This is a genomic window from Microcystis sp. 49638_E5 (assembly GCF_021300285.1).
GTDB lineage: Bacteria > Cyanobacteriota > Cyanobacteriia > Cyanobacteriales > Microcystaceae > Microcystis > Microcystis aeruginosa_C.
In genome coordinates, this window is record NZ_JAJTDH010000008.1 from 50203 (window position 1) to 73343 (window position 23141).

Consider the following 23141-nt stretch of genomic DNA (forward strand, 5'->3'; position numbering starts at 1 on the left):
CGAGCAGACATCTTCTGGGGATTTAATTTTCTATCTCCAATAACCAAGTGGTCAGATCTGTCAAGCTGGTAAAATCGAGCAGCGCTTCTCCTAAAGTTTCTAATTGTTCTAGAGATAGTTCTCGGATTTGTTGGCCTAAAGTCGACGATATTTCACCTAAACGACGGTTAAGTAGCCGTAGAATCAAAGAAACCGCTTCTTCTCGTCTTCCTTCCTCTCTTCCTTGTGCTTTTCCACTTTCCCGGATATCCTGATAAATAACTGATTCGCGCATAATTTCTTCCCTTAATAAGCTTCCGATGATTTCCTTACTTAATACTAACCCCGCCAGAATTGCTGTAGCGGCGGCTAAATTGCTTTTTTCAGTTCTACCCCCGATATTATCAATTTTTGCGGCTACTTGTCGTAGAATTTCCTATTGTATTATCCATTTTCTGAATTTATCCATATCATTATTGACTACTGCTTCAAATGCCACGTTAGCATCAATTATCGTCCTTGTAAAATAAGTATCTATCGGCTGTATTTCAGTATCACTCTCGGTTTTAAATAAATGTTTTCTGATTTCTAAAATAAGTCTTAAGCTGTATTCCTTATTTCTTTTTGAATAATATTCTAAAAGCTTACTTTTTGTGTTACTACTATGAACTAGCATATTTCTAATGCGATAGATATTATACACATCATTTTTGACATCGATTATTGCTTGTTTTATTTTATTCAAGCAAGTTGTGTGATCAATAAAACGACCACGAATCTCACTTATATATTTATCGAATTGACTATTTTTCTGCTCAAAATCATCAAAAATTAATTGAAAGTTTTCAACAAACTTACTTAGGTTCATCTCAATACATCCGTTATCTTTTTTACTAATAAAAAATATATTTAAAATTTCATCAGATACGGAGAATCTATCCCCTGGAAAGCCTTTTCTCGCTAAATTATCCGCAAAAGTAATTAGGAGATCAAAAAGATGGGATTTAATGGTAACAATAGCGAGCAATAATTGTAGGACTGAGATATTGTTCGCATTGTACCATTCTTCAAAAACAGGTTTATCAAATTCCCTCGGAAGCCTCACAGTAATTTTTTCCGATTTATTGATAAAAGGCTCAAGGGAATACCAAGAATATAGAAGCACGTCGGAACTTTGTACTGACTCAACAGATTTACGATATTGTTTAAAGGCATTTAACCATGTTTCAACGCTTTTATTAAGTGAGTTTTTAGAAGAAAGCCAATGACCAATTCTGTCAGTATAAATATTATTAGGACTATCAAATCCTTTATTCGATATATAAGAATGCTCAAAAAAAGCACCCTCACCTAGATCGTTACAGATAATGTAATTATTTGATATTATTTGTATTTCGTTGTTATTTGTCTTTTTCATGAGAGTATCCTTTTTTAGGAAGACATACACAGCCATCTCTACTGTTCTTATCGCTTGATCCGCTTGATCCTTCATTGAATAAAAATCATTTCCTTCTATGTCAACAGCAACATAATAAATACTCTCGGACATCACTTCAAATTCCTGTATTCTTTTTTCAAACTGAACAAGATCAGAACTTTCATCTCTGTATCTGTATCTGTCGTCTTGAATTGTTATTTTTCCATGAATTTTCGGAATATAAAAATAAACGTTACCTATTTTTAATGATTGAGAATTGGCTAGAGCAAAATTAGAAAGTTTAAAAATAACCTTATACTTTTTAGGTGGTTCGACATAAATTTTTTTCATCAGAAAAATCCTATCTTTAAGCCCCAAAGAGTCATAATATTGCTTGAGGGCAATTTTATAGTCTTCGTTTTCAGAATAAACTTCCTCGTTATATTTGGGTGATCCATATATGAGTCCACCGTATAAATACAATCCATCTGTACTTGTACTTATACGGTTCCAATGATCTTGAAACAAAGATAATTGTTTATGTAATAAATATTCTAGAGTTTTAACATAGTATCCTCGCTCAATAAACATTATTATAATAGTGTTAACGATAAATTTTAATTCCTCTCGATTCATTTCTTCTTTGAGGATTTCTGTAATAAGTAAATTAAGTAAACCTTCAAGACTTTCTACTGAAATTATCTCTCTTTGTATTATTTCAACAAAATATAATATGTCTTTTAATTCAAATTTTTTAGAATCTGATGCTGAATTTAAAGCTTCTAAAATAAATTTCAACTGAGTAGATATTGGTTTTGCCCATAAACTCTTAGCCGATGGCTCCCCAGCAGATTTTTTTGTGCCTTCTAAATATTGTTTAATCTGTGTAGTAAAATAATTTTTGGCAAATTGATTTTTTGAAAATATTTCTCGATTTTCTAAAATTTCTTCTTCTAAATCTGTTATGATCAAAATCAGGTGTTTGTTGTAATCATTGTCTTTTAATTCTTTAATTGCCTTACAGCTGTCTGTCCATATAAGTGTTACGACAATGAGGTTTTGACGAATAAACTCTGGAATATCTTCGATTTTAGAATCGCAAGCATCGCAATTGTGATCCATTTCTATTCTCTCAGTGAACTATAAATATAGTATAGCAGTTATCCTGCTGGTTTTACCCTCGTCAATCCCGCTATCGAATATCTTACCAACGAATACGGGACTTTCTATCGAGTTGAGGGGGAATTAATCGGCAGTAATCAAGTTCACCTATCCGTGCTAGTGGCGCATCGCGTGCGCCCAAAATATAATATGGATATTTCGACCAAATTGAGGTGCAGCCGTCGAGGTAGGTGTAGATAACAATAAAACTGAGCCTCAAGGAGACTCAGTTTCCAGTTTTTTAAGGACGGGAAATTAACGAATGTACTCTTTGAGGATACTATTACGGTTAGGGTGACGCAGTTTCCGCAGGGCCTTGGCTTCTATTTGACGAATGCGCTCGCGAGTGACGTTGAAAATCTGGCCGATTTCTTCGAGTGTTTTCATCCGGCCGTCATCTAAACCGTAGCGCAGCCGCAGCACATCGCGTTCGCGAGGACTAAGGGTATCGAGGACGTTTTCTAAATCCTCGCGTAATAAATTTTTAGAAACTTCATCTTCTGGGGTTTCCCCATCCGCTTCGATAAAGTCTCCTAAACGGGAATCTTCTTCTTTACCGATAGGAGTCTCCAGAGAAATCGGTAATTGGGCGGATTTGGCAATAAAACGGAGTTTTTCGATGGTCATCTCCATCTTGGTGGCGATTTCTTCCTCGGTGGGTTTGCGACGCATTTCCTGAGAAAGAATCTTGGTGGTTTTTTTGATCCGGGAGATGGTTTCGTAGAGGTGGACGGGAAGACGAATGGTGCGGGATTGATCGGCGATCGCACGGGTGATGGCTTGACGAATCCACCAAGTGGCATAGGTGGAGAATTTATAACCCTTTTCGTGGTCGAATTTTTCGGCGGCGCGGATCAAACCGAGGGAACCTTCTTGAATTAAATCTTGAAAGGAAAGACCGCGATTCATGTATTTCTTGGCGATCGAAACCACTAAACGCAGGTTCGATTGTACCATTTTTTCCTTAGCGCGACGACCATGGTACAATCGACGCTTAAAGGCCGATAAGTATTCCTTTGATTTCGCCAGCCATTCTTCTACCATGGGAGCCGTTAGCTCCGTCTTCCCTAAATAAGCCTTAATATCCGATAATTTCGGTTCTTTTTCCGATTTTTCGGCGATAATTCTTTCGATGCGCTCGAACAGGAAAACCTGTTTTCCCCATTCAGCATCGCTATAGAGGCAAAAATCTTCGCGAATGCGTTCTAATTTCAGTAGATCGGCGATTTTTCTCGCTAATTCGATCTCCTCCTCCGCTCTCAATAACCGAATCCTGCCAATCTCTTGCAGATAAATCCGAATCGAATCTTCCGTATAGGGTTTTTTTCTGGCCGCGTCGCGACGACGAGCGCTGGCAAGGCGGCGGTTTTTTTTGCCATCGTTGCTATCGCTGGTTTCTTCTAGCTCTAACTCGATATCCTCATCATCGAAGTCTTCGTCTAGGTCAATCAAATCTAAATCCAATTGCGGCTCGGTAAGGGTTAGTACATCGTGGGCCTGCGTCATGCCGTTTTCCTCTTGCTCCTTCTGTGCAAAACTAGAAGATCGAATCTCAATCTAGGTGATACTGAACGAATTTGTGTCTCAAATCCGAGACGGGGAAAGACTTTTCCGATTGTAGCTTTAATTACAACAAATGGGAGAAGATCTTTGCTTAAATTCTCTTGTGTCGATGCGATTTTAGCGACACGGAATGCTGTTTTAGCTCGGTCAACTCATAATCTGGCTCCTGCAAAAATTGGGTAAATGGCTGGAGGACTGGCATCCGATCGCCGGTTTGTCTGCGGTGTTGACCAGATAGCTAACAATCAAAGGAATTATTGGACGGGTTAACTGTTCCCAATGGCAAGGGGAACATAATCCCTATTGGCCCTTGGCTAATTCCTTTAGTCTTTAGCTATTGTATTTAATTTGATCGGATTCTTACGGATAAATTTCATCCCTCATTGCTTTTACGCGAATCTGTTTTTGGTACATTAGCACCATGATTAATCAGAGCGCAAGCTCATAATATTAACTTAGCAACATTTTAGAAATTTGCGAGACAAATTTAAGATTTTCTCCAACAGCACCATGGGAATTATGAATTATGAAGTGGGGTGGTCACTGCGTGCGCGTTGCGGGGGGAAGTGGGGAAGTGGGGTGATGGGGTAGTGGGGGAATTTCAAGTAACACCCTAACACCCTAACACCCTAACACCCTATCTAGACTTGTAGCATTTCGGGGGTTTTTTCCTTCTGCTGCAGTGCGACATGGAGACGGTTTAAGGCACTGACGTAGGCGCGAGCGGAGGCGACAATAATATCGGTATCGGCCGCGCGAGCAGAGTAGGTGCGTCCTTCGTAACGGAGACGGATAGTCACTTCTCCTAAAGCATCGATTCCCTCGGTCACTTCCCGCACCGAGAAAGAGATTAATTCGTTAGGAATCTGCACCACTCGATCGATCGCTTTGCAGAGAGCATCCACTGGCCCTGTACCAATGGCCGCATCGGATAACTCGCTACCGTCGGGAGTGCGAATTGTTACCGTGGCCGTGGGTCTGGCACTATTTCCACAGGACACTTGTACTAATTCAAGGCGGAAGTGATCGGGAACCGTATCGATTTCATCGTTAACAATCGCTTCTAGATCGCGATCGGTGATTTCCTTTTTGCGATCAGCCATTTCCTTAAACTGGATGAAAGCGTTATTAAGTTCCGTTTCCGAAAGCTCAAAACCCAATTCCTGTAAACGAGAGCGAAAAGCGTTGCGGCCAGAGAGTTTACCGAGGACGATCTGATTATGGGTCAAACCGATCGATTCTGCGTCCATAATCTCATAGGTGAGTTTATGTTTTAACACCCCGTCCTGATGGATTCCCGACTCGTGTGCGAAAGCGTTAGCACCGACGATCGCCTTATTCGGTTGCACGATCATGCCGGTAAGATTAGAAACTAGGCGAGAAGTGCGATAGATTTCCTTGGTGTTGATCTTGGTTAAAGGTTCCGTGGACTCTGCTGGACGACCGAGGAAAGGATTAAAATAGGAGCGCCGGACATGAAGGGCCATCACCAATTCTTCTAGGGAAGCATTACCGGCACGCTCACCGATACCATTAATAGTACATTCCAACTGTCGAGCGCCATTTTTAACTGCTTCGAGGAAATTAGCCACCGCTAACCCTAGATCGTCGTGACCATGGACGGAGATAATCGCTTGGTCGATATTGGGGACATTTTCCTTAATTCCCCGGATTAAAGCCCCAAATTCGCTAGGGGTGGTATAACCGACGGTATCGGGAATATTAACGGTGGTGGCTCCTGCGGCGATCGCTCTTTCGAGGACTTGGTAGAGGAATTCCGGATCGCTGCGGCCGGCATCTTCGGGGGAAAATTCCACATCATTAAGAAAGGATTTGGCATAGGCCACCATTTCCGGCACAATCTCAAGAACTTCCTGACGAGTCTTCTTAAGTTTGTATTGGAGGTGTATATCAGATGTGGCTAGGAAGGTGTGAATTCTGGGCTTGGCGGCGGGTCTGAGCGCATCGGCGGCAGATTTGATATCTTTTTGGGTAGTGCGGGCTAATCCGCAAATAATCGGGCTATCAGCTTCGCCGCCGACGCTGGCGGCAATTTTCTGCACCGCATCAAAGTCTCCCGGACTAGCGTGGGGAAAACCTGCTTCAATGACATCAACTCCCAGTCGTGCCAGTGCGCGTGCTATGGTTAGCTTCTCATCCACATTTAAAGCGGCACCCGGGGACTGTTCCCCATCTCGAAGGGTGGTATCGAAGATAATCACACGGTCTGGACTGGTATTCATAGTTTTTTTGTACCGTTAACGAACTTGGGAGTTGTTCCTCTGATTATAGCAGCCGAGGCCGAGGGGGTTATAAGGAAAATTGCCCTGAGAATTTCTCGACCTGCTCGCGCTTTTCCGGCTTGCCCTTTTTTTGGCTACCATAGAGGATATGGATAAATTGGCGAGGGAGTTAAAAATGTTTGGCAAACCAGGGAAGGAACCGAACCCACCGGAGGTAAAAGACCTACAGGAGGTGATGTTTTCGATTAAGCAAAATCTCGAACCAGATCAGGATAAAACCGATATTAATCTTGTTGAGACTCCTACTCCAGAGGTGGTTACTGTAGTTGAAAATATTAGTAAAATTCTCTCTCCCTATTTTATCGTTTTGGTGGGTTTATTTCTCTATGATCGGAATAGTTTTATCGGTTTTTTGTTAGTCTTTACGGGAGTTTTAGCGATTTTTGGGGTTTCTCTCAAGGATATTAATAAACTCGTTGAAGAAGGGAAAAAGTTTTTCCAATCTAAGTAGTTTTCTCCTCTGGATATGGTGATAACTGATAACTGATAACTGATATAAGATTATGTCTTTAGTTGCATCTTTACTCGATCGAGTATCTCCTCAGAGTTTACAACAATTGCGAGCCAGTGATCGAGCTTGGCAAGCTTTGCGTTTAGAAAATCCGCTTATTCCCACGGTAATTAATCAAAGTCAAGAATCTTTAGGAGATACGGATTTTGATCTAGTTATTGCCGGGGGAACTTTGGGAATTTTCATCGGGGCTGCTTTACAAACCAGGGGCTGGCGTGTGGCATTATTAGAAAGAGGTATTCTGCGCGGTCGTGAGCAGGAGTGGAATATTTCCCGTTTAGAATTAAGCAGTTTTTTAGAGTTAGATTTATTGACCGAAGCTGAATTAAATCAAGCGATAGCGACAGAATATAATCCTGCTAGGGTGGGATTTTATCAAGGTTATGAGCTTTGGGTCAGAGATATTTTAAATATCGGTGTTAATCCGGTTTATTTGCTAGAGACTTTAAAAACTAAGTTTTTAGAAGCGGGAGGGAAGTTATTAGAAAATTCGGGGTTTAGTGGGGGGATTATTCATCCCGATGGAGTAATGGTTAAAACGGGAGAAATGACTTTAAAAACCCGTTTATTAATCGATGCCATGGGTCATTTTTCAGCAATTGCAAAACAGGCAAGAAAAGGAGAAAAACCCGATGGAGTTTGTTTAGTGGTGGGTAGTTGCGGTCAGGGTTTTCCCAGTAATGAAACTGGTGATTTGATTTATTCTTTTACCCCAATCTTGCACCAATGTCAATACTTTTGGGAAGCATTTCCCGCTAGGGATGGTCGGACAACTTATTTATTTACCTATCTTGATACCCATCCCGATCGCTTTAGTTTAGAATTTTTGATGGAGGAGTATTTAAGATTACTGCCGGAGTATCAAAAGGTAGATTTAGAAGCGGTAAAATTTCAGCGTTTTCTAGCGGGTTTTTTCCCGGCCTATCGTCAAAGTCCTTTAAAAATGCCTTGGTCAAGAATTCTAGCAGTGGGAGATAGTAGCGGTAGTCAATCTCCGGTCAGTTTTGGTGGTTTTGGGGCAATGGTTAGGCATTTAAAAAGGCTAACTTTTGCCATCGAGGAAGCTTTACAAATCGATGCTTTAAACCGAGAAGATTTAGCCCTTTTACAACCCTATCAACCCAATATATCGGTAACGTGGCTATTTCAAAAAACTATGAGTGTTGCCATGTCTGCTAACCCTAATCCCAATCAAATTAATGACTTAATGAGTGGAGTTTTTCGGGTAATGGATAAGTTGGGAGATGAGGTCTTAAAACCGTTTTTACAGGATGTGGTGCAGTTTTCTTCCCTCTCAAAAACTTTGCCTTTGGTTAATCCTCAATTAGTTTTACCGATGATTCCACAAGTGGGTATCAGTCCTTTTATCGATTGGACGGGACATTATTTGAATTTAGCTTTGTATAGTGGTTTATATCCCTTGGCAGCCACCTTAAAACCTGTTTTAGAAAAGTTACCCGACAAGCAAAAATATCTTTATCATCGTTATTTGGATAGTTGGAAATATGGCTCTGGGGGAGATTTTATCAGTAATCAGTGATCAGTAAACAGTGATCAGTGAACTGATTACTGATAGGGTGCATCTCTTATTGGTGACATTCTCTCACATATTGGTGAGCAGCAGAAGTTATTCCAAGAGGGCGAATGCAATTCGCCCCTACAATAATATTATCGCGTCAATGGTAGGGGCGCACTGCGTGCGCCCAAATGTAATATAGATATTTCTACAAAATTGAGATGCACCCCATCTGATAACTGATAACTGATTTAATCTTTATCTTGAAAAAATTGTTGATCGAGATAATTAACTTTAGCATAGGGTTCTAAAGCGGAGAGAATTTGTCGGCCATAACTGCGGGCATTGACACGATTATCGAGGACAGCCACACAACCTTGACACTCCCGGAGAGACTGGACAGATTGCTGAATTTCCCTTACTGCTGTGGGTAAAAGATAGGCACGAAACCAGTCGAGATGTTGTCGTTTATAGTAGGCAATTTTGCCAGCAACGAGAGGATTTTCGGGGGAGGGTAAGGGTAAAGTAGCGATAATTAATAAACTGGGAGTCGGAAATTTTTCTTGATGGGTTTGCCAGAATTGCCAACCACAAACGAGAATAGTATTACTATTAATCTCAGTTTTTTCCACTTGCACTCGCGAACCGTAATCGGCTGCCATTTGGGTGGCAATTTGTGCCTTGAGGGGAACATCTTCAATCAGGATTACTATCGGTTGTTCACTGGTATGATTAGCACTAACTAATTCCCGCACTTGCTTTAATAACATCGGTTGAAATTCGGGGGTATTGGGGGCGCTGATGCGATCGGGTAGATATAAATGAATATATTCACTTTCGCGATCGGCTGCAAACTTTAAAGTTAAAATTTCTCCGATACCCTGATTTTGACGGTATAAATTAGCGGATTTTTCGCTATCTAAAAAACTGCCGATTAAAACAAAGGGTTGCTGCTGCCAAATCGGTTTGAAAAAACTAGCCACCTCCAAAGGACTGATTTTTAGGGTAAATTCTTCTCGATCTCGATCTACTGATGTCCAGAGGAGATAATTATGCTCGGGGATTTTTGCCGCTAAAAGTTGCCAAGCAGAATTAGTGACTAAGTCTTGATCCAAGCGTTGCAGGAGAGCAATTATATATTCTTTTTCCTTGGCATCAATAAGATAGCAATTATAGGGATTAATTGGATGACCAAGAATACTTTGGCTAAGTTGTGCTTTAATTAAGTCTATAACCTCTTTATGCTGGGGATATGCTGACCCTAAAGCGAACCATTGTTCGGGAGTAATGGTGACGGTGAGATAATCTACTAGACAAGTTTCTAAATCTTCGGCCCGATCGATTATTGTGGGGATATTCTGGGGAAAATGACCGAGATTGCCCAATTTATCCTCTAACCATTGTTGGGGTGTGGTGAGGAGTAAACCGGTAAAATTAGCGGGAAAGCGATCGCTTTTGAGGATATCTCGCTGAGTTTGTAACCATGCTTGCAGATGGGGGATTTCCACTTCTAACAGTAGGTTTAGTTCTGACTCTGGGGCAACAATCAGAACAGGTGTATCACCCAAAAGAGCCGGGGTGAGATAACTGAGACAATAACGGGATAGAGTAGTTCCAGTTTGTATGAGAGAGGAACGTTTTAAGCGTAAAGCTCTAGCCACCAGTCGCCCCATAGTGAGATGATGAGACCAGTAAAAGCGTCCTTGTTCGCGTAAAAAAGCGCGTAGGGAAGAATGAACCGCTGCTTCTAATAAAACCATCTCATCTCAGTTATTGGTTATCAGTGATCGGTTATCAGTGGGAAGGGAGAGGTTTACAAGTGATCTTTCATCAGTCAAACCTACTCCCACGAGTTGACCGTGGATATTTTAAGTTTATGCTGTTGCATCTGCTTTTTACTTGCGACTTGGTGTGAGATGATCTAGAAATGTCTATTTTATGAGAAGGATAAAGAAAAGTAATGGCAGAAATTCAGTTTTCCAGGGGGTTAAAAGAACCGATTGTTCCCGATATCCGCTTAAGTCGCACTAAAACGGGAGAGAAGGGATCGGCAAAATTTTATTTTGATCAACCGACTATCCTCGGAGATCAACAAACCGAGGAAATCACGGGGATGTATCTCGTCGATGAGGAAGGGGAAATCGTCACCAGGGAAGTAAAAGGCAAATTCATCAACGGTAAACCTACGGCGATCGAAGCTACGGTTATTTTTAATTCTCCCGCAGAGTGGGATCGTTTTATGCGTTTTATGGAGCGTTACGGCAGCGAAAACGGTCTAGAATTTACTAAATCCTCCTGATTTTGCCCTTAGCTTCCAGCAATCTGTCAAAAAACCCGCATTCAGGATAGATGCGGGTAGAAGTGAAAAATCAGAGGAAAAACCTATTTAACTCCCAACAATTCCACATCGAAAAGTAAAGTCGCGTTGGGAGGAATTACCCCACCGGCACCCCGCGCACCATAACCCAATTCTGGGGGGATAATTAAGGTACGCTGTCCACCGACTTTCATCGATGCGACTCCTTCATCCCATCCTTTGATCACTTGACCCACTCCAATGGTAAAGGTAAAAGGTTGATTGCGATCCTTGGAACTATCGAATTTTTTGCCGTCTGTGAGGGTTCCCGTGTAGTGAACAGTCACTTTTTGACCTTTTTGGGGACTTTCTCCAGTTCCTTCCACGATATCGATGTATTTTAGTCCCGAATCGGTGGTAACTGCTTGATCTAAATCCATGGAGATGATTTCCTTATTAATAGTTTGAGTGATAGCGGGTGGATCTATTTCTGCGGCGATCGCATTGGTTTTTTCCCCTCCACCAAAGAGGGAAGCAACGATTAAAAATAAGCCACAAACCGCAATAATAGCAAAACTGAGCAAGATTTCGCGCATTGATTTCATAGTTCCCTAACGCCAGAGTTTATTCTCTAAGTCTCTCACCTGCCGTTCTAATCTATCAATCCTTCCCCGCAGTTCGTCCATTTCCGATTGTCGGGGAACCCCTAAATCCCGCAAGATCTGGCGAATATAGCGTTCTAAGTTATTCTCGAAGTTTCCCTGTTCGGACTTCATCTGTGTCATCAGATCATCGACAAAGTTTTTAGCCTGATCGGAATTGATTTTACCGTCTTTTACTAATTCATCGCTCACTTCTTTGATCTTTTCTGCCACCATGGAAGTAGTGCCAATACCCATCAGCAGCAATTGTTTAATCCAGTCGCTATTATCCATTGTTTTCACACTTTTCAAGGAGACGGGGATAAAAATATCCCTATTCCATTATGGACTTTTGCGGCGGTAACGGCAGAGCGATCGAGCAGATAACCCCCTAAGGTTATTCCAGTGGAACTACCCCCATCTAGGTTTAAACCGTCTGTTGCCGCCATTAACAGCAAAATTCGAGCTAATTCGCCTAAAGTTGCCCCCCTTCCCCCGACGCGATTATGGATAGCAACTAGCAGAATTTTTCCTTCTCGGCTAACTGCGATCGCACTGCGAGAAGCTTGTTGATTTTGGAATGCCGGACTAAATTTTTCGGCATTTCCATCCAAAACTATGCGCCCATTCTGCAATAATAGGGGGCCAGCACCTAAAATCTGAGGATAATTGGCAAAATCCCTCGGTAGGGTGACGCTATCGAGGTTGACTGTCTCACCAATATTTAAATTAATATCTGTCTTTCGGCAGATGACTAAATAGCCATTTTCTGGTATTTCTATACTATCCTGTGGCAAAAGATTATTTAATTTCTCCGTCACGCGATCGCCTTGGACGACTAACCCAGTTTCCCGCTCGGTGAGGGGATGATAATTACTTCCCCAATCGCGAGTATAACGACTGCAGCCGGCTGCCACAAAGGCACTATTTAACTGGGTTAGGGGAAAACGTTGTCCGGTGGCAGTAATGAGAGTTTCCTCTAAACTCAGGCGATCGATCCTGATTTTACCACGATTATCCCATGCGATCGCTCCTCGGTTTAAAATTGGTCCAGATAACCATTTGCCATCCACACGAATTGCTCCCAAAGGTAACTGATTATTACGATTAAAAAAGCCGCCATTAATCATCGCTACTGCGTTACTTTCGCTATTAATCGTGATCAGGGGATTAGTGCCGCGCATTGAGGTGGAATTAGCGGTAATTGGTTTAATAGTTATCTGAGGATTTCTAGGATCGATTTCTAACCAAGTCACGGGAAACCAATCTTTGTCTAACTGGATATATTTTTGATTCCAGATTAACCCTGGTTGCCAAACAATGCGCTTTTCATCCATAGCATCGGGACGAGAATCAATGATAATTCGGGGAGGATTATCCACACTGCTGATCTGTAATCCGTAGGCAGTGGGAAGGTTAATTTTTAAACGACTGATCACCCCATTATTTTCTAAGGAAGTGATCTGAGTGGCTAAGTTATTATTAGAGTTACCTAGATCATCTTCATCGTTATTTTGATTACTGTTGCTGATATTTTGGGGTTGAAACCTAGAGACGAGCGATTGCTGGGCATTTCCTTCTAGGGTAATCACTGCTTGATTTTTTGCCTGACTAACTTGCCAAAAGGTCGGGCGATCAAGTTGAATAATAATCCTTTGTACTGCTCCATAATTTTCTAGCTGAATATCTTGAATCTGGGGAGCAGGAAAGTTAATAGTTAAACTATCACCATTAATAGTGGTTGTTGCCCCCATTTTTAGTAAAATATCCGTAACATCCAGCCAGCGATCGGAATCGAGCAAATTAGCTGATAAAGTTTGTAAATTAAACCAGCTTATCGGTTGCTTTTTTGGATCATTTGTGCTAAGAAAATCCATGCCAAATAATTGTCTTGCTCCCGTGTCACCCATGGCGATTCTGGTACTATTTGCTGTTGTCCACTGTCGCCAAGAAACGGGCAAAGAACGACCATTAAGAATAATTTTTTTTCCCTGTTGCTGGGTTGATAAATCCCTAGCAGCTAAAGTTATTGGTGATCTGTGATCGGCTAAAGATATAGCTGGACTGCCAAGAATTATCAAGGAAGTTACCGTTAAACAGATAGATGATAAATTCAGATAATTTAACTTCATAAATATCTCCCTAAATCACCTTGTTTAAGGGGAAATTTGAGGATTTATATCCTTGGCAAGAGAGGCTAGAAGGGACTATATTTTTTTGATCGATAACCTCTAATAATTCTTCAGGTGTTACTACCATCGGTTTAGAGTTATATAGATAACTAGAGGCTTTTTTAAGTTTTTGATCATAGGTAACTAAATAATCACAATTAGCGGCACTACTTAAAATTAAAACATCATTCGAGTGTACCAAAATATTGCGAATATCTCTAGCATTTTGCCAATATTGATCAAGTTTTACTAAATCAAAATCCAAGATAGTCACCTTTTCTTGAATCCGATCGACTATTTCAGGATGATTACGAACTTCTGCCAAAAATAATAACTCTTGTAAAACGATCGCATTAATAGCAAGACAAACGCGATCGAGTATTTCTCGATCAAATAAATGCACACTGGCAAGATCTCCTCGTAGATAAGAAATCAAAACATCAGTATCTAAAAAAACTAGAGGCTTCTCCATTGATTTTCTTCTCCTTGATGATAAAGAGCAATGATTTTTTCCGTGACTTCTGTAATAGTGAGATGATCGGTATTAACTTCGATCGCATCTGTGGCTTTTCGCAGGGGTGCTAGGGAGCGATTACTATCCAAATAATCCCTTTTTTCAATCTCTTGGGTTAATTCTGCGAGACTAATACCTCCATTTCCCTGCGCTTCTAAGTCTTTTAATCTCCTTCTGGCTCTTTCTTCGGGTGTCGCTGTCAAGAAAATCTTTAATTCCGCTTCTGGGAAAACATTAGTACCAATATCCCGACCTTCCACAACTATTCCCCCCGATATTCCCATCTGTCTTTGCAGGGTGACTAACTGCTGTCGCACCGCTTTTTGAGCGGCAATTCTGGACACTTGCGAGGTAATTGCGGGAGAGCGAATCTCTAAAGTCACATCCTGCCCGTTAATCTTCACTATAGTCACATTTTCGGGACTATCGGCCGGGATTATTTCTATCTTCGCTAAAGATAATAACTCGGCGATGGCCGCTTCTGCGGACAAATCCAGACCGGAATTCACCACTAACCATGTCACCGCGCGATACATCGCACCGGTATCGAGATAGGTTAACCCCAATTTTTCGGCTACTAAGCGCGTTACCGTCGATTTTCCTGCTCCAGCAGGTCCATCAATAGCGATAACTGCCCGACGTTGACGCAAGATAATATTATCAATTAAACGGGTTTGACCGATCAATCCAGCGATCGCTAACAGTCCCCCTGTCTCGATCTGCTCGATCGGTTGTAAACTCTGGGGATGGACTAAATCCAGATACTGAGGGCGAAATTCTGGTACTCTGTCGAGATTTTTTTGCACAATAGCCAGTAGTTTTTCCCTTTGTCTTTCCCCTAAACGAAAACTTTCGAGGGCTAATTGCAAACTTTGGGCGATAATTGTCGCTTTTTCCCTTTCTGTGGCCGATAGATACTGATTGCGAGAACTAACTGCTAATCCCGATGTTTCTCGCACTGTAGCACAAGCGCGAATCTCGATCGCTAAATTTAAATCCCTGACTAATTGTCGGATAATCGCTAACTGTTGGGCATCCTTTTCGCCAAAATAGGCGATCGTCGGTGCAATTATATTAAACAACCGCGTGACAATTGTGGCTACTCCCTGAAAATGCCCCGGACGAAAAGCACTACATAACCCGCTAGTCAGAGAAATCGGGGGAACAACTGCGGTTATCTCCTCAGAATTACCAATTCCTAAAGTTTCCGCACTGGGAGCAAAAATAGCAGCAACTCCCAAAGATTCACACAATTGGCGATCGCTGTCAAGGCTGCGGGGATAGCGAGAAAAATCCTCTGTGGGGCCAAATTGTAGAGGATTAACAAAAATACTGACCACAGTTACCTCCGCTTCCGTCACTGCGCGTCGAATTAGACTAGCATGACCTTTATGGAGAGCGCCCATGGTTGGCACGAGGGCAATACTGTGATCATGGCGATAATCAGCCAAAAAAGTGCGTAAACCGGGGATTGTTGTGAATATTTGCACAGGGTTCACTCCTTTAATAGCCTATTCCACTACTATTCGCCAGGGGATGCTGCCCGATGATCAATTCGGCTGCTTCCGGGGAATCGGCTTTAAATAATAACATCCCATCGCCTCTTTCTGTCCAATAACTCGTTTTTGTCTCCTGTCGGCTCTCTTGGGTTTGGTGGGTAAAATGTATTTTATAAGATATATTCCCGCCAGCGAGCGACTGGAACGAACCACAAAGACACAAAGGACACAAAGATTGATCGGTTCTATATAAGTTAAACTGATCACACAAAGAATAAGAGAGGCTCCTGTGCTGTCTCGGTTGACCGCTGCATATATGCTTGTTTAACAAACCGGGGCATAATTTTTTTCAGGACAATGACTGGTGAGCAGCCCGACAATTATATAGGTAGGTGTTAAAAAAGATCAGTTCCCCCCTTATCAAGGCAGATCCCCCCGCCTATCGGCACCCCCCTTATCAAGGGAGATCCCCCCGCCTATCGGCACCCCCCTTATCACGGCACCCCCCTTATCAAGGGAGATCCCCCCGCCTATCGGCACCCCCCTTATCAAGGGGGGCAGGGGGGATCGAACCTAAAATCTATCTTTAATTTAATTAAAACGAGCTAATTATATAGATTAATGGCAAAAAAGACTTGACAAAATCCCTCGATTTGACCTATACTTTTTAGTATAATGGGAATCCGTGCCGAAATATATATAAGCCTTTTTGCTTCCGCTATAAGTTTGTCCGAGAAGCAATCGAGAAAACCATAAACGGGTCATTCGAGGAGCCTTATGCCAGAATCTAGATCTGAGATTATTTCAGTTAAAGTTAAAGAAAATGTCACCATGTTAGTGGAAGCGAGAAGTTTCGGTGGTGAACGGGAAGTATCCGATCAAATATTTGACTTTCAAAGTGTGGCTGATACAATTGAGGCAGTTACTGAATCGATCGCTGCTACGATAAGTAAAGTGCAGCCCAAAAAGGCCACCGTAGAATTTGGGGTAGAAGTCAGGGTAAAATCCGGTAAACTAACCGCTTTAATTGTGGAAGGTGAAGGAAAGGGAAATTTAAAAATTACCCTAGAATGGGGAGGATAAATTGATTAAATGCTTACCCCGGAATCTCTACCCCCGTACACTGTCAGGTTAAAGTTAATCGATGCATCAGGAACAGGCTTTTTTGTGGGACAAGGGTTAATTTTGACCTGTCTTCATGTGGTAAAAGATGCGCGGGATAATCGCGAGACTATCGAGATAATTTGGCAAGGTCAAATTTCTGGGGCTAAAATTATCCACTTACCGAATCTAGACGGGATCGATCTGGCTCTTTTACAATTAAACTCGTCTTTAGATCACAAATATGTCGATTTTGATCACGATTTACAATTAACAGATAAATTATACACTTTTGGCTATACCAACGATTATCCGAACGGTGATCCTAGTGACTTTGAGTATATAGGTTTAACGGGGGATGAAAACCCCTTAATCAAGTTTAAATTAGGGCAAGTACAACCCGGTTTTAGTGGTTCACCTCTGTTAAATTTACGCACGGGGAAAGTGTGCGGAGTGGTGAATAAAACCAGAGATGAGTACAGTGATTTAGGAGGAAGAGCGATTCCAGTTCAGACTATTTTTAAATATTTTCCGCAATTACAACCCCAAAAAAATGCCCATAATCCTTTTAAACCCACTTCCGGAGGTATTAAAGAAATTCAGCAGATTTTTGGCCGAGAACAAGAAATTAAAGATATTTTTGAGGTTTTAAATTCCGGCAGTAGTGCTGCTATTATCGGGGAAAGGGGAACGGGAAAAACCACCCTGCTTTGGGGAATTTACCATCAAGCAAGGGAGTATTTACTTAGTCATCGACAACCCTTGTATCTAAACTTAGAAGGATTAGCAGGAGATAAGGATTTTTATTATGAATTATGTCATCAGATTGGTATAGCTGCGAATTACGATAAACCGCTCAAAGGAACTAGATTAACTAGGGAATTAGAAAAACATAAAATCCTGTTATTATTGGATGTGGTAGATAATATGACTCAAAAATATTTCAGCTATCAGCTTAGAAGTCAATTAAGAGAGTTGGCCAATCGTCCCGATCCACCTTTAAGATTAGTAGTAGCGGCTAATCGTTCCCTTGATGTTTTATTTCCTGATAACAAAGGAGGTGATTCACCTTTCGAGGGAATTTGTCAACAATTTCCGATTAAATTATGGGATGAAGCTAAAATTAAAGAGTTTATTAGTCATCGTCTAAGTCAAACTGGAGTGACTTTTACTGAGGAGGAAATAAGTTCTCTTGTTAGGCAAAGTCAAGGAAAGCCGCGAGAGGTGATGCAAAATTGTTTTAAACTTTATCAAACCAAAGTCAATAACTCAGCATCCCGAACTTAGGTTATAACTAAACAATAAGTTGATTTAATTTTTGGTTTGATCCTACCTTGATAAGGGGGGTTTGATCCTACCTTGATAAGGGGGGTTTGATCCTACCTTGATAAGGGGGTTTGATCCCCCCTGCCCCCCTTGATAAGGGGGGTTTGATCCTACCTTGATAAGGGGGTTTGATCCCCCCTGCCCCCCTTGATAAGGGGGGTTTGATCCTACCTTGAGTAACACCTAACTACTTAATAAACCATCACCGGGTAAATAGCTAGAGATAAAAATTATGAAGGAAAGCACCGTCCCCAGAATTAATCTCGCTCCTAAACTCAAACGCGATTTATCTTTATGGAATCCCTTTGATTATCTTTTGCTGTTGTACTGGGTGTTTTATTTTCCCCAAGCAGTGCGCTGGTATGTGGAAACGAGAGGCGGCGGCGATAAATTAACAGAACAGAAAACATGGCGCGATAGAATGCAATTTCTCCGCGACCATCCCGTACAATTGCGTCTAGGGATTCAGGGTCTTCTCTTAACTGTAATTACCCCTCTGATTATCTTTAGCATAGCGGCAAATTTAGGACTTTCTGTTAATTGGGTGTTCGTGGGGTCCGGCGTGGTGTTCGGCGTGGTGCACGGCGGGGTGTTAAGCGTGGTGTTGAGCGTGGTGTTGGGCGTGGGGTGGGGCGTGGTGTTGAGCGTGGCGTCGAGCGTGGGGTTGGGCGTGGTGTCCGGCATGGTGTCCGGCGTGGTGTCCGGCGTGGTGTCCGGCGTGGTGTCCGGCGTGGTGTTGGGCGTGGTGTTCGGCGTGGTGTCCGGCGTGGTGTCCGGCGTGGTGTCCGGCGTGGTGTTCTGCGTGGTGTTCAGCGTGTGGTTGGGCGTGCTGTACGGCGTGGTGTTCGGCGTGAGGTCCGGCGTGGTGTGGGGCGGGGTGTTCGGCGTGGGGTTTATATTCGCCTTTTTCCGTCCTGATAATTGGCTAATCGGGCTTTTGGCCGGTCCCCAAGGGCGACTTTTTCCCCGTATTACCCTTCTACCGCTGCCGGGGTTAACCTCAACTCTACAACAATGGTTACAGCAAGACTGGGAAACAGCTATTAATAACCTCAATCAATACCTTCGGTACAGCCACCAGTTTATTCCTGTCCTTGTCGCCGTTAATCGCGTTTTATCGCAATTCCCAGAGGCAGAAATTATCTATCGGGTGTCCCGTCTGGCAGAAAATACCTCCGATTGGCAATTGTTAAAATATGCGTCCGCGAAACTGTTTTCTTTTCCTCCCAGCAAAATCCGTCTAGATACCCCTGCTCGTGCCGCCGCCGCTGGTTTTTGGTATCTTCACCAACGGGACACCGAAAAAGCCGAAAAAGCCTTTGCTGTGGTACGTTCCCTCGCCTACGGGGAAGAAATGTATAGCCTCGCCCAAACTTTACACCGATTTAGTCAGGCAGCAACTCTCCATAGTATCGCTTCCCTGGAGGTTGCCCCCATTGCCGCAGAACCTTCATTACGTCCGCAAACTTGGCAAGCTATCAGCAGTTTAAATCTAGTTATCACAGAAATGGCTTTAGTCCAGAGAAGTTATTCCCAACAGACCAGATCCCTCGCTCTTAATCGGATTATCGGGGAATTAAGGGATATAAACGACCAACAGGCGGCTACTTTACCCCAAGCAGAAAAAGAATTAATCCTTTCTATCGCCGAAAAATGGGCAAAAATTAGCGCATCCATCGCGGGAACGGTGGGAACGGTAACTATTACCCAACCGATTCCTAATCCCTACATTATCGGTGATCCGGTGATCGGTAAACGCTTTGTTGGTCGTGAGGATATCCTGCGGGAACTTCAGTCAATGTGGTCGGGAGATAACCTATCCTCCGTGGTTCTCTATGGTCATCGTCGCATGGGTAAAACTTCGATTCTACGCAATCTGGAGGCATATCTTCCACCAAATGTCTCGGTTATCTACATTAATTTACAGCGCTTGGCCACAGTAACCAGCCTAGCCGAAGTTCTCCTGACTATGGCTGAGGAAATCGCCCAAACTTTGGCAATTGATGCCCCAGAAGAGGAAAAAATCTCCCAACATCCAGAAATGTATTTTAATCGTTATTTAGACCGTCTGATGCGCCAGATTCTGCCGGAAAAAGCTAAAACTGGTTTAATTATTGCCCTCGATGAGTTCGAGATAATTGAGGATTTAATCGAAGCGAATACCCTCCCCCAGAATTTCCTCGGCTATCTGCGTTCCCTTGTCCAGAGTAATCCGCGTCTAGCTTTTGTTTTTGCCGGATTACATACCCTAGAGGAGATGACTGCCGATTATTTTCATCCTTTTTTTGGCAGTGTTTACCCGATTCCAGTTAGTTTCCTCTCTCCTGAATCCACTCGCGTTATCCTCGCTAATCCCGTTGGGGAAGACGAGGATTTTCCCCTAGACTATACCCCATCCGCTTTGGACAAAATTTATCAACTTACCCACGGTCAACCCTATTTAGTACAACTGATCGGCTTTCATCTGGTACGTTTTTATAATAAACAGGTCTTTGAGTTGCAACGTCCCCAAGATATTCGTTTTCAGGTGGAAGATGTGGAAAAAGCCATCGATGCTGAGTTTTTCCAAAGGGGGAATTATTATTTTACGGGTGTCTGGAAACAGGCTAAACAAGATGCGGCCGGACAACAGGAGATTTTAATAGTTCTTTCTCCCCATCTGCAAGGATTAACCCGGGCAGATTTACTGTCCAGCACCGGACTAACTGCCACAACTCTCGACCGGGCCCTAAAAACCCTTGAAAATCATCATGTCATCGAATGCCAAGACTCCCGTTATCGGATTGCTGTGGAATTATTCCGTCGTTGGGTATCGGAAACAATGGCCTAAGGGACTTGCGCTTTAATAATGTACCTTTTGGGCGAACGCAGTTCGCCCCTACATTAATGTACCTTTTGGGCGAACGCAGTTCGCCCCTACATTGTGGACAAAATCCGTTACTGTAGGGGCGCAAAGCTTGCGCCCTCCGATCGGTTGGGATATTATTCCCACGCAGGTCCCTAAATTCTTTTGTTATATTTTTGGCTAATATTTTAGCCCCAAATAGGGGGGTTACAGGGCAGCACGGATTCCCACTATAACAAAATAATAGAACAAATCTGGGAATTTGTCAAGGCCTTGGCAATTTTCCGATTAAAATTGTTTGTTGAGATGGGGTCAGGGACAAGACCCGCCCGGCCCCGACGAAAAACTTTAGTATAATCAAGAACAGTGAGTATTTATTAGCTTTTCTGTCTAAGATTGATGTTAAAGGCTGTTCTGTTCGATTTTAATGGGGTGATCATCAATGATGAACCAATCCATCAAGAGTTAATCAATGAAATCTTGCTCGGGGAAAATTTACTGCCCCTAGGGTCGGAATTTGCGGAGTTATGTCTGGGAAGAAGCGATCGCGTCTGTTTGCGTAATGTTCTCACCCGTCGCGGTCGTCAAGTGACCGAGGAGTATCTGACTAAGTTAATTAACAAAAAAACCAGTTTATACCGAGAAAGATTAGGAAAATTAGAGAAACTTCCTATTTATGAAGAGATATACTCTTTTTTAAAACGGGTTAAGGCCAGGGATCTACAAATCGGTTTGGTGACGGGAGCAATACGCTCGGAAGTAGAATCAATCTTGCAACAGACGGGCCTTGGGGATTACTTTAGTGTCATTGTCACCGGTGATGAGATTAGCACCAGTAAACCGCAACCGGATGGTTATTTACTGGCCGTAGAAAGATTCAATCGTTGGAATTTTAATCTGCAATTGCAACCCTGGGAATGTCTGGTGATTGAAGATACTTTTGCTGGTTGCGAAGCGGCAAAAAGAGCGGGAATGCAGGTGGTGGGAATCGCTCATACCTACCCCTTCCATTTTATGCAGAGAGTGTCCAACTGGGCGATCGATAATTTCTCCCAACTAGACCTCGATCGCGTGGAAGAAACTTTTAGCCAAATCGGGGATAAAAAGGAGCGATCGGGATTTTTAGGCGATCTATGACCATCTAGAGGCGATTCACAAGCTGAAAATCCCTACTTGTAAAAATCGGCAATTCGTGTTATGCTAACGAAAGTGCTAAGAAAATGCGGGTGTAGTTTAGTGGTAAAACCCTAGCCTTCCAAGCTAATGATAGGGGTTCGATTCCCCTCACCCGCTTAAGTTGTTGTGCAGTCACACATTATCTGTCGTCTGATGGATAAGGGTTTTCGGCTATTGTAGTAGATATGTATGGGAGAAGTTCAGTGAGTAACGCACAGAAAACGGGTTTCTCGGAGAAACCCGTTTTCTACTCATGCAAAAGGCAAAACGGAGTTTGGTTCTCACAAGATATCTATAATCTTAGAGGAGTTGGAAGTATTAAAAAAAGTTTTGAGTCGGTTGAGCTAGGATAGTGAAAGAATACCGAGAGGACGTGAGCATGACACCAACAACCACGAAAACGCTCTACGATACCGATTTCGCTCTCTGGATCGACGAAACAGTAGATCGATTAAAAGCCGGAGATTTCGCTGCGATCGATCTGGACAATTTAATCGAGGAGGTGGAATCCTTGGGAATTGGTCAGCGTAAATCGGTTCATAGTTTTCTGGTTCGTTTACTGGAGCATCTCTTAAAACGGTGTTATGTCGCTCTCCCGGATTGTTATCGGGGATGGGAGGTCGAGATCCGGAATTTTCGCAACGAGTTAAAAAAAGAGTTTAAATACTCACCGAGTTTAAAAAGCTTTCTAGTCGAGATCTTTGGGGAATCCTACGGGGAAGCGTTGGAGTCGGTGCGCGAGGATTATCCTGATACAAGTTTTCCTGATGTTTGTCCTTTTGCGAAGGATGTGGATACTCTGTTAACTGAAAAGTTTTGGAGAGATGGACAGTGAGGGAGTAAAGATAAAAAGTGAGATTGCCATAAAGCTTCGGAGTAATTGAGAGCAATGCAATACTTAAAAAATATCAGTCTAGCCAAAGACTGGAAATTAGATAAATGGGGCGAATGTTATCAAAAAATATCGACAAACTATCAGCCTTTTGAAAAGGGAAATACGCCTTATACCTGGACTTCCCCGTTGACAAAAGGCCATAACCTGTGCTGTAGAAGGGATTAAGAGAATTTACAGCGCCCCGTTACTGGGTACAAATCAGGGAAACTCCCAATAAATCTAACGCT

Annotated in this window: 17 protein-coding genes, 1 tRNA gene and 1 pseudogene; 9 read left to right on the forward strand and 10 right to left on the reverse strand. The window is 42.6% G+C overall.

Translation table 11 applies throughout. The features are described 5' to 3' along the window. Positions 1-22: 22 nt before the first annotated feature. From LW728_RS03305 to LW728_RS03320, 4 genes and pseudogenes are all read right to left on the reverse strand, one after another. Positions 23-415, reverse strand: a pseudogene (locus tag LW728_RS03305) (DUF4351 domain-containing protein); the annotation flags it as partial. Then, complete coding sequence (locus tag LW728_RS03310; RefSeq protein WP_287765172.1) at positions 416-2518, reverse strand: hypothetical protein; 2103 nt, start codon at positions 2516-2518, stop codon at positions 416-418. Positions 2519-2812: 294 nt separating this feature from the next. Continuing rightward, positions 2813-4063 (reverse strand): RNA polymerase sigma factor RpoD, encoded by a 1251-nt coding sequence (rpoD, locus tag LW728_RS03315; RefSeq protein ID WP_409770802.1) that lies wholly within the window; start codon positions 4061-4063, stop codon positions 2813-2815. A 698-nt stretch (positions 4064-4761) separates the two neighbouring features. Then, on the reverse strand, positions 4762-6363 hold the full coding sequence (locus LW728_RS03320) for a 2-isopropylmalate synthase (RefSeq protein ID WP_287765175.1): 1602 nt from the start codon (positions 6361-6363) through the stop codon (positions 4762-4764). A 175-nt stretch (positions 6364-6538) separates the two neighbouring features. Between LW728_RS03320 and LW728_RS03325 the strand changes: the two genes are divergently transcribed. Further along, positions 6539-6874, forward strand: a complete 336-nt coding sequence (locus LW728_RS03325) for a hypothetical protein (RefSeq protein ID WP_043998133.1) — start codon at positions 6539-6541, stop codon at positions 6872-6874. A gap of 52 nt (positions 6875-6926) precedes the next feature. Next, entirely contained in the window at positions 6927-8474 is a 1548-nt protein-coding gene (locus LW728_RS03330) for an FAD-dependent oxidoreductase (RefSeq protein WP_287765177.1), read from the forward strand. Positions 8475-8701: 227 nt separating this feature from the next. Here LW728_RS03330 and LW728_RS03335 read toward each other — a convergent pair whose 3' ends face one another. Continuing rightward, positions 8702-10210 (reverse strand): helicase C-terminal domain-containing protein, encoded by a 1509-nt coding sequence (locus LW728_RS03335; RefSeq protein WP_287665120.1) that lies wholly within the window; start codon positions 10208-10210, stop codon positions 8702-8704. Between the two features lie 200 nt (positions 10211-10410). Here LW728_RS03335 and psb28 point away from each other — a divergent pair, with 200 nt between their 5' ends. After that, positions 10411-10749 carry a photosystem II reaction center protein Psb28 gene (gene psb28, locus LW728_RS03340; protein WP_104396760.1) on the forward strand — a complete coding sequence of 113 codons (339 nt, stop codon included), beginning with the start codon at positions 10411-10413 and terminating at the stop codon, positions 10747-10749. 83 nt (positions 10750-10832) lie between these two features. Here the strand turns inward: psb28 and LW728_RS03345 are convergent, their stop codons facing one another. From LW728_RS03345 to LW728_RS03365, 5 genes are read right to left on the reverse strand one after another with little or no spacing between them, the layout of a single operon-like run. Further along, positions 10833-11351 (reverse strand): FKBP-type peptidyl-prolyl cis-trans isomerase, encoded by a 519-nt coding sequence (locus LW728_RS03345; RefSeq protein WP_002803929.1) that lies wholly within the window; start codon positions 11349-11351, stop codon positions 10833-10835. 6 nt (positions 11352-11357) lie between these two features. Beyond that, entirely contained in the window at positions 11358-11681 is a 324-nt protein-coding gene (locus LW728_RS03350) for a phasin family protein (RefSeq protein ID WP_002737682.1), read from the reverse strand. A 14-nt stretch (positions 11682-11695) separates the two neighbouring features. Continuing rightward, positions 11696-13519: a phosphodiester glycosidase family protein gene (locus LW728_RS03355; protein WP_287765180.1), complete on the reverse strand. Its 1824-nt coding sequence runs from the start codon at positions 13517-13519 to the stop codon at positions 11696-11698. 10 nt (positions 13520-13529) lie between these two features. Next, positions 13530-14030, reverse strand: coding sequence for a type II toxin-antitoxin system VapC family toxin (locus LW728_RS03360; protein WP_002803933.1), 501 nt, complete (start codon positions 14028-14030; stop codon positions 13530-13532). Next, complete coding sequence (locus tag LW728_RS03365) at positions 14015-15562, reverse strand: bifunctional pantoate--beta-alanine ligase/(d)CMP kinase (RefSeq protein WP_287765182.1); 1548 nt, start codon at positions 15560-15562, stop codon at positions 14015-14017. Before LW728_RS03365 ends, LW728_RS03360 begins: the two co-directional genes overlap by 16 nt. Positions 15563-16348: 786 nt before the next feature. Between LW728_RS03365 and LW728_RS03370 the strand changes: the two genes are divergently transcribed. From LW728_RS03370 to LW728_RS03395, 6 genes are all read left to right on the forward strand, one after another. Beyond that, positions 16349-16654 carry a CU044_2847 family protein gene (locus LW728_RS03370; RefSeq protein ID WP_002762380.1) on the forward strand — a complete coding sequence of 102 codons (306 nt, stop codon included), beginning with the start codon at positions 16349-16351 and terminating at the stop codon, positions 16652-16654. Between the two features lie 9 nt (positions 16655-16663). Continuing rightward, positions 16664-17959 carry a S1 family peptidase gene (locus LW728_RS03375; protein ID WP_287765184.1) on the forward strand — a complete coding sequence of 432 codons (1296 nt, stop codon included), beginning with the start codon at positions 16664-16666 and terminating at the stop codon, positions 17957-17959. 271 nt (positions 17960-18230) lie between these two features. Continuing rightward, on the forward strand, positions 18231-20828 hold the full coding sequence (locus LW728_RS03380) for an AAA family ATPase (protein ID WP_287765186.1): 2598 nt from the start codon (positions 18231-18233) through the stop codon (positions 20826-20828). A 414-nt stretch (positions 20829-21242) separates the two neighbouring features. Further along, positions 21243-21980, forward strand: a complete 738-nt coding sequence (locus LW728_RS03385; protein ID WP_106909663.1) for an HAD family hydrolase — start codon at positions 21243-21245, stop codon at positions 21978-21980. Between the two features lie 85 nt (positions 21981-22065). Next, a tRNA-Gly gene (locus LW728_RS03390) sits at positions 22066-22136 on the forward strand. 262 nt (positions 22137-22398) lie between these two features. Then, positions 22399-22854 (forward strand): DUF29 domain-containing protein, encoded by a 456-nt coding sequence (locus LW728_RS03395; RefSeq protein WP_287765189.1) that lies wholly within the window; start codon positions 22399-22401, stop codon positions 22852-22854. Positions 22855-23141 lie beyond the last annotated feature (287 nt).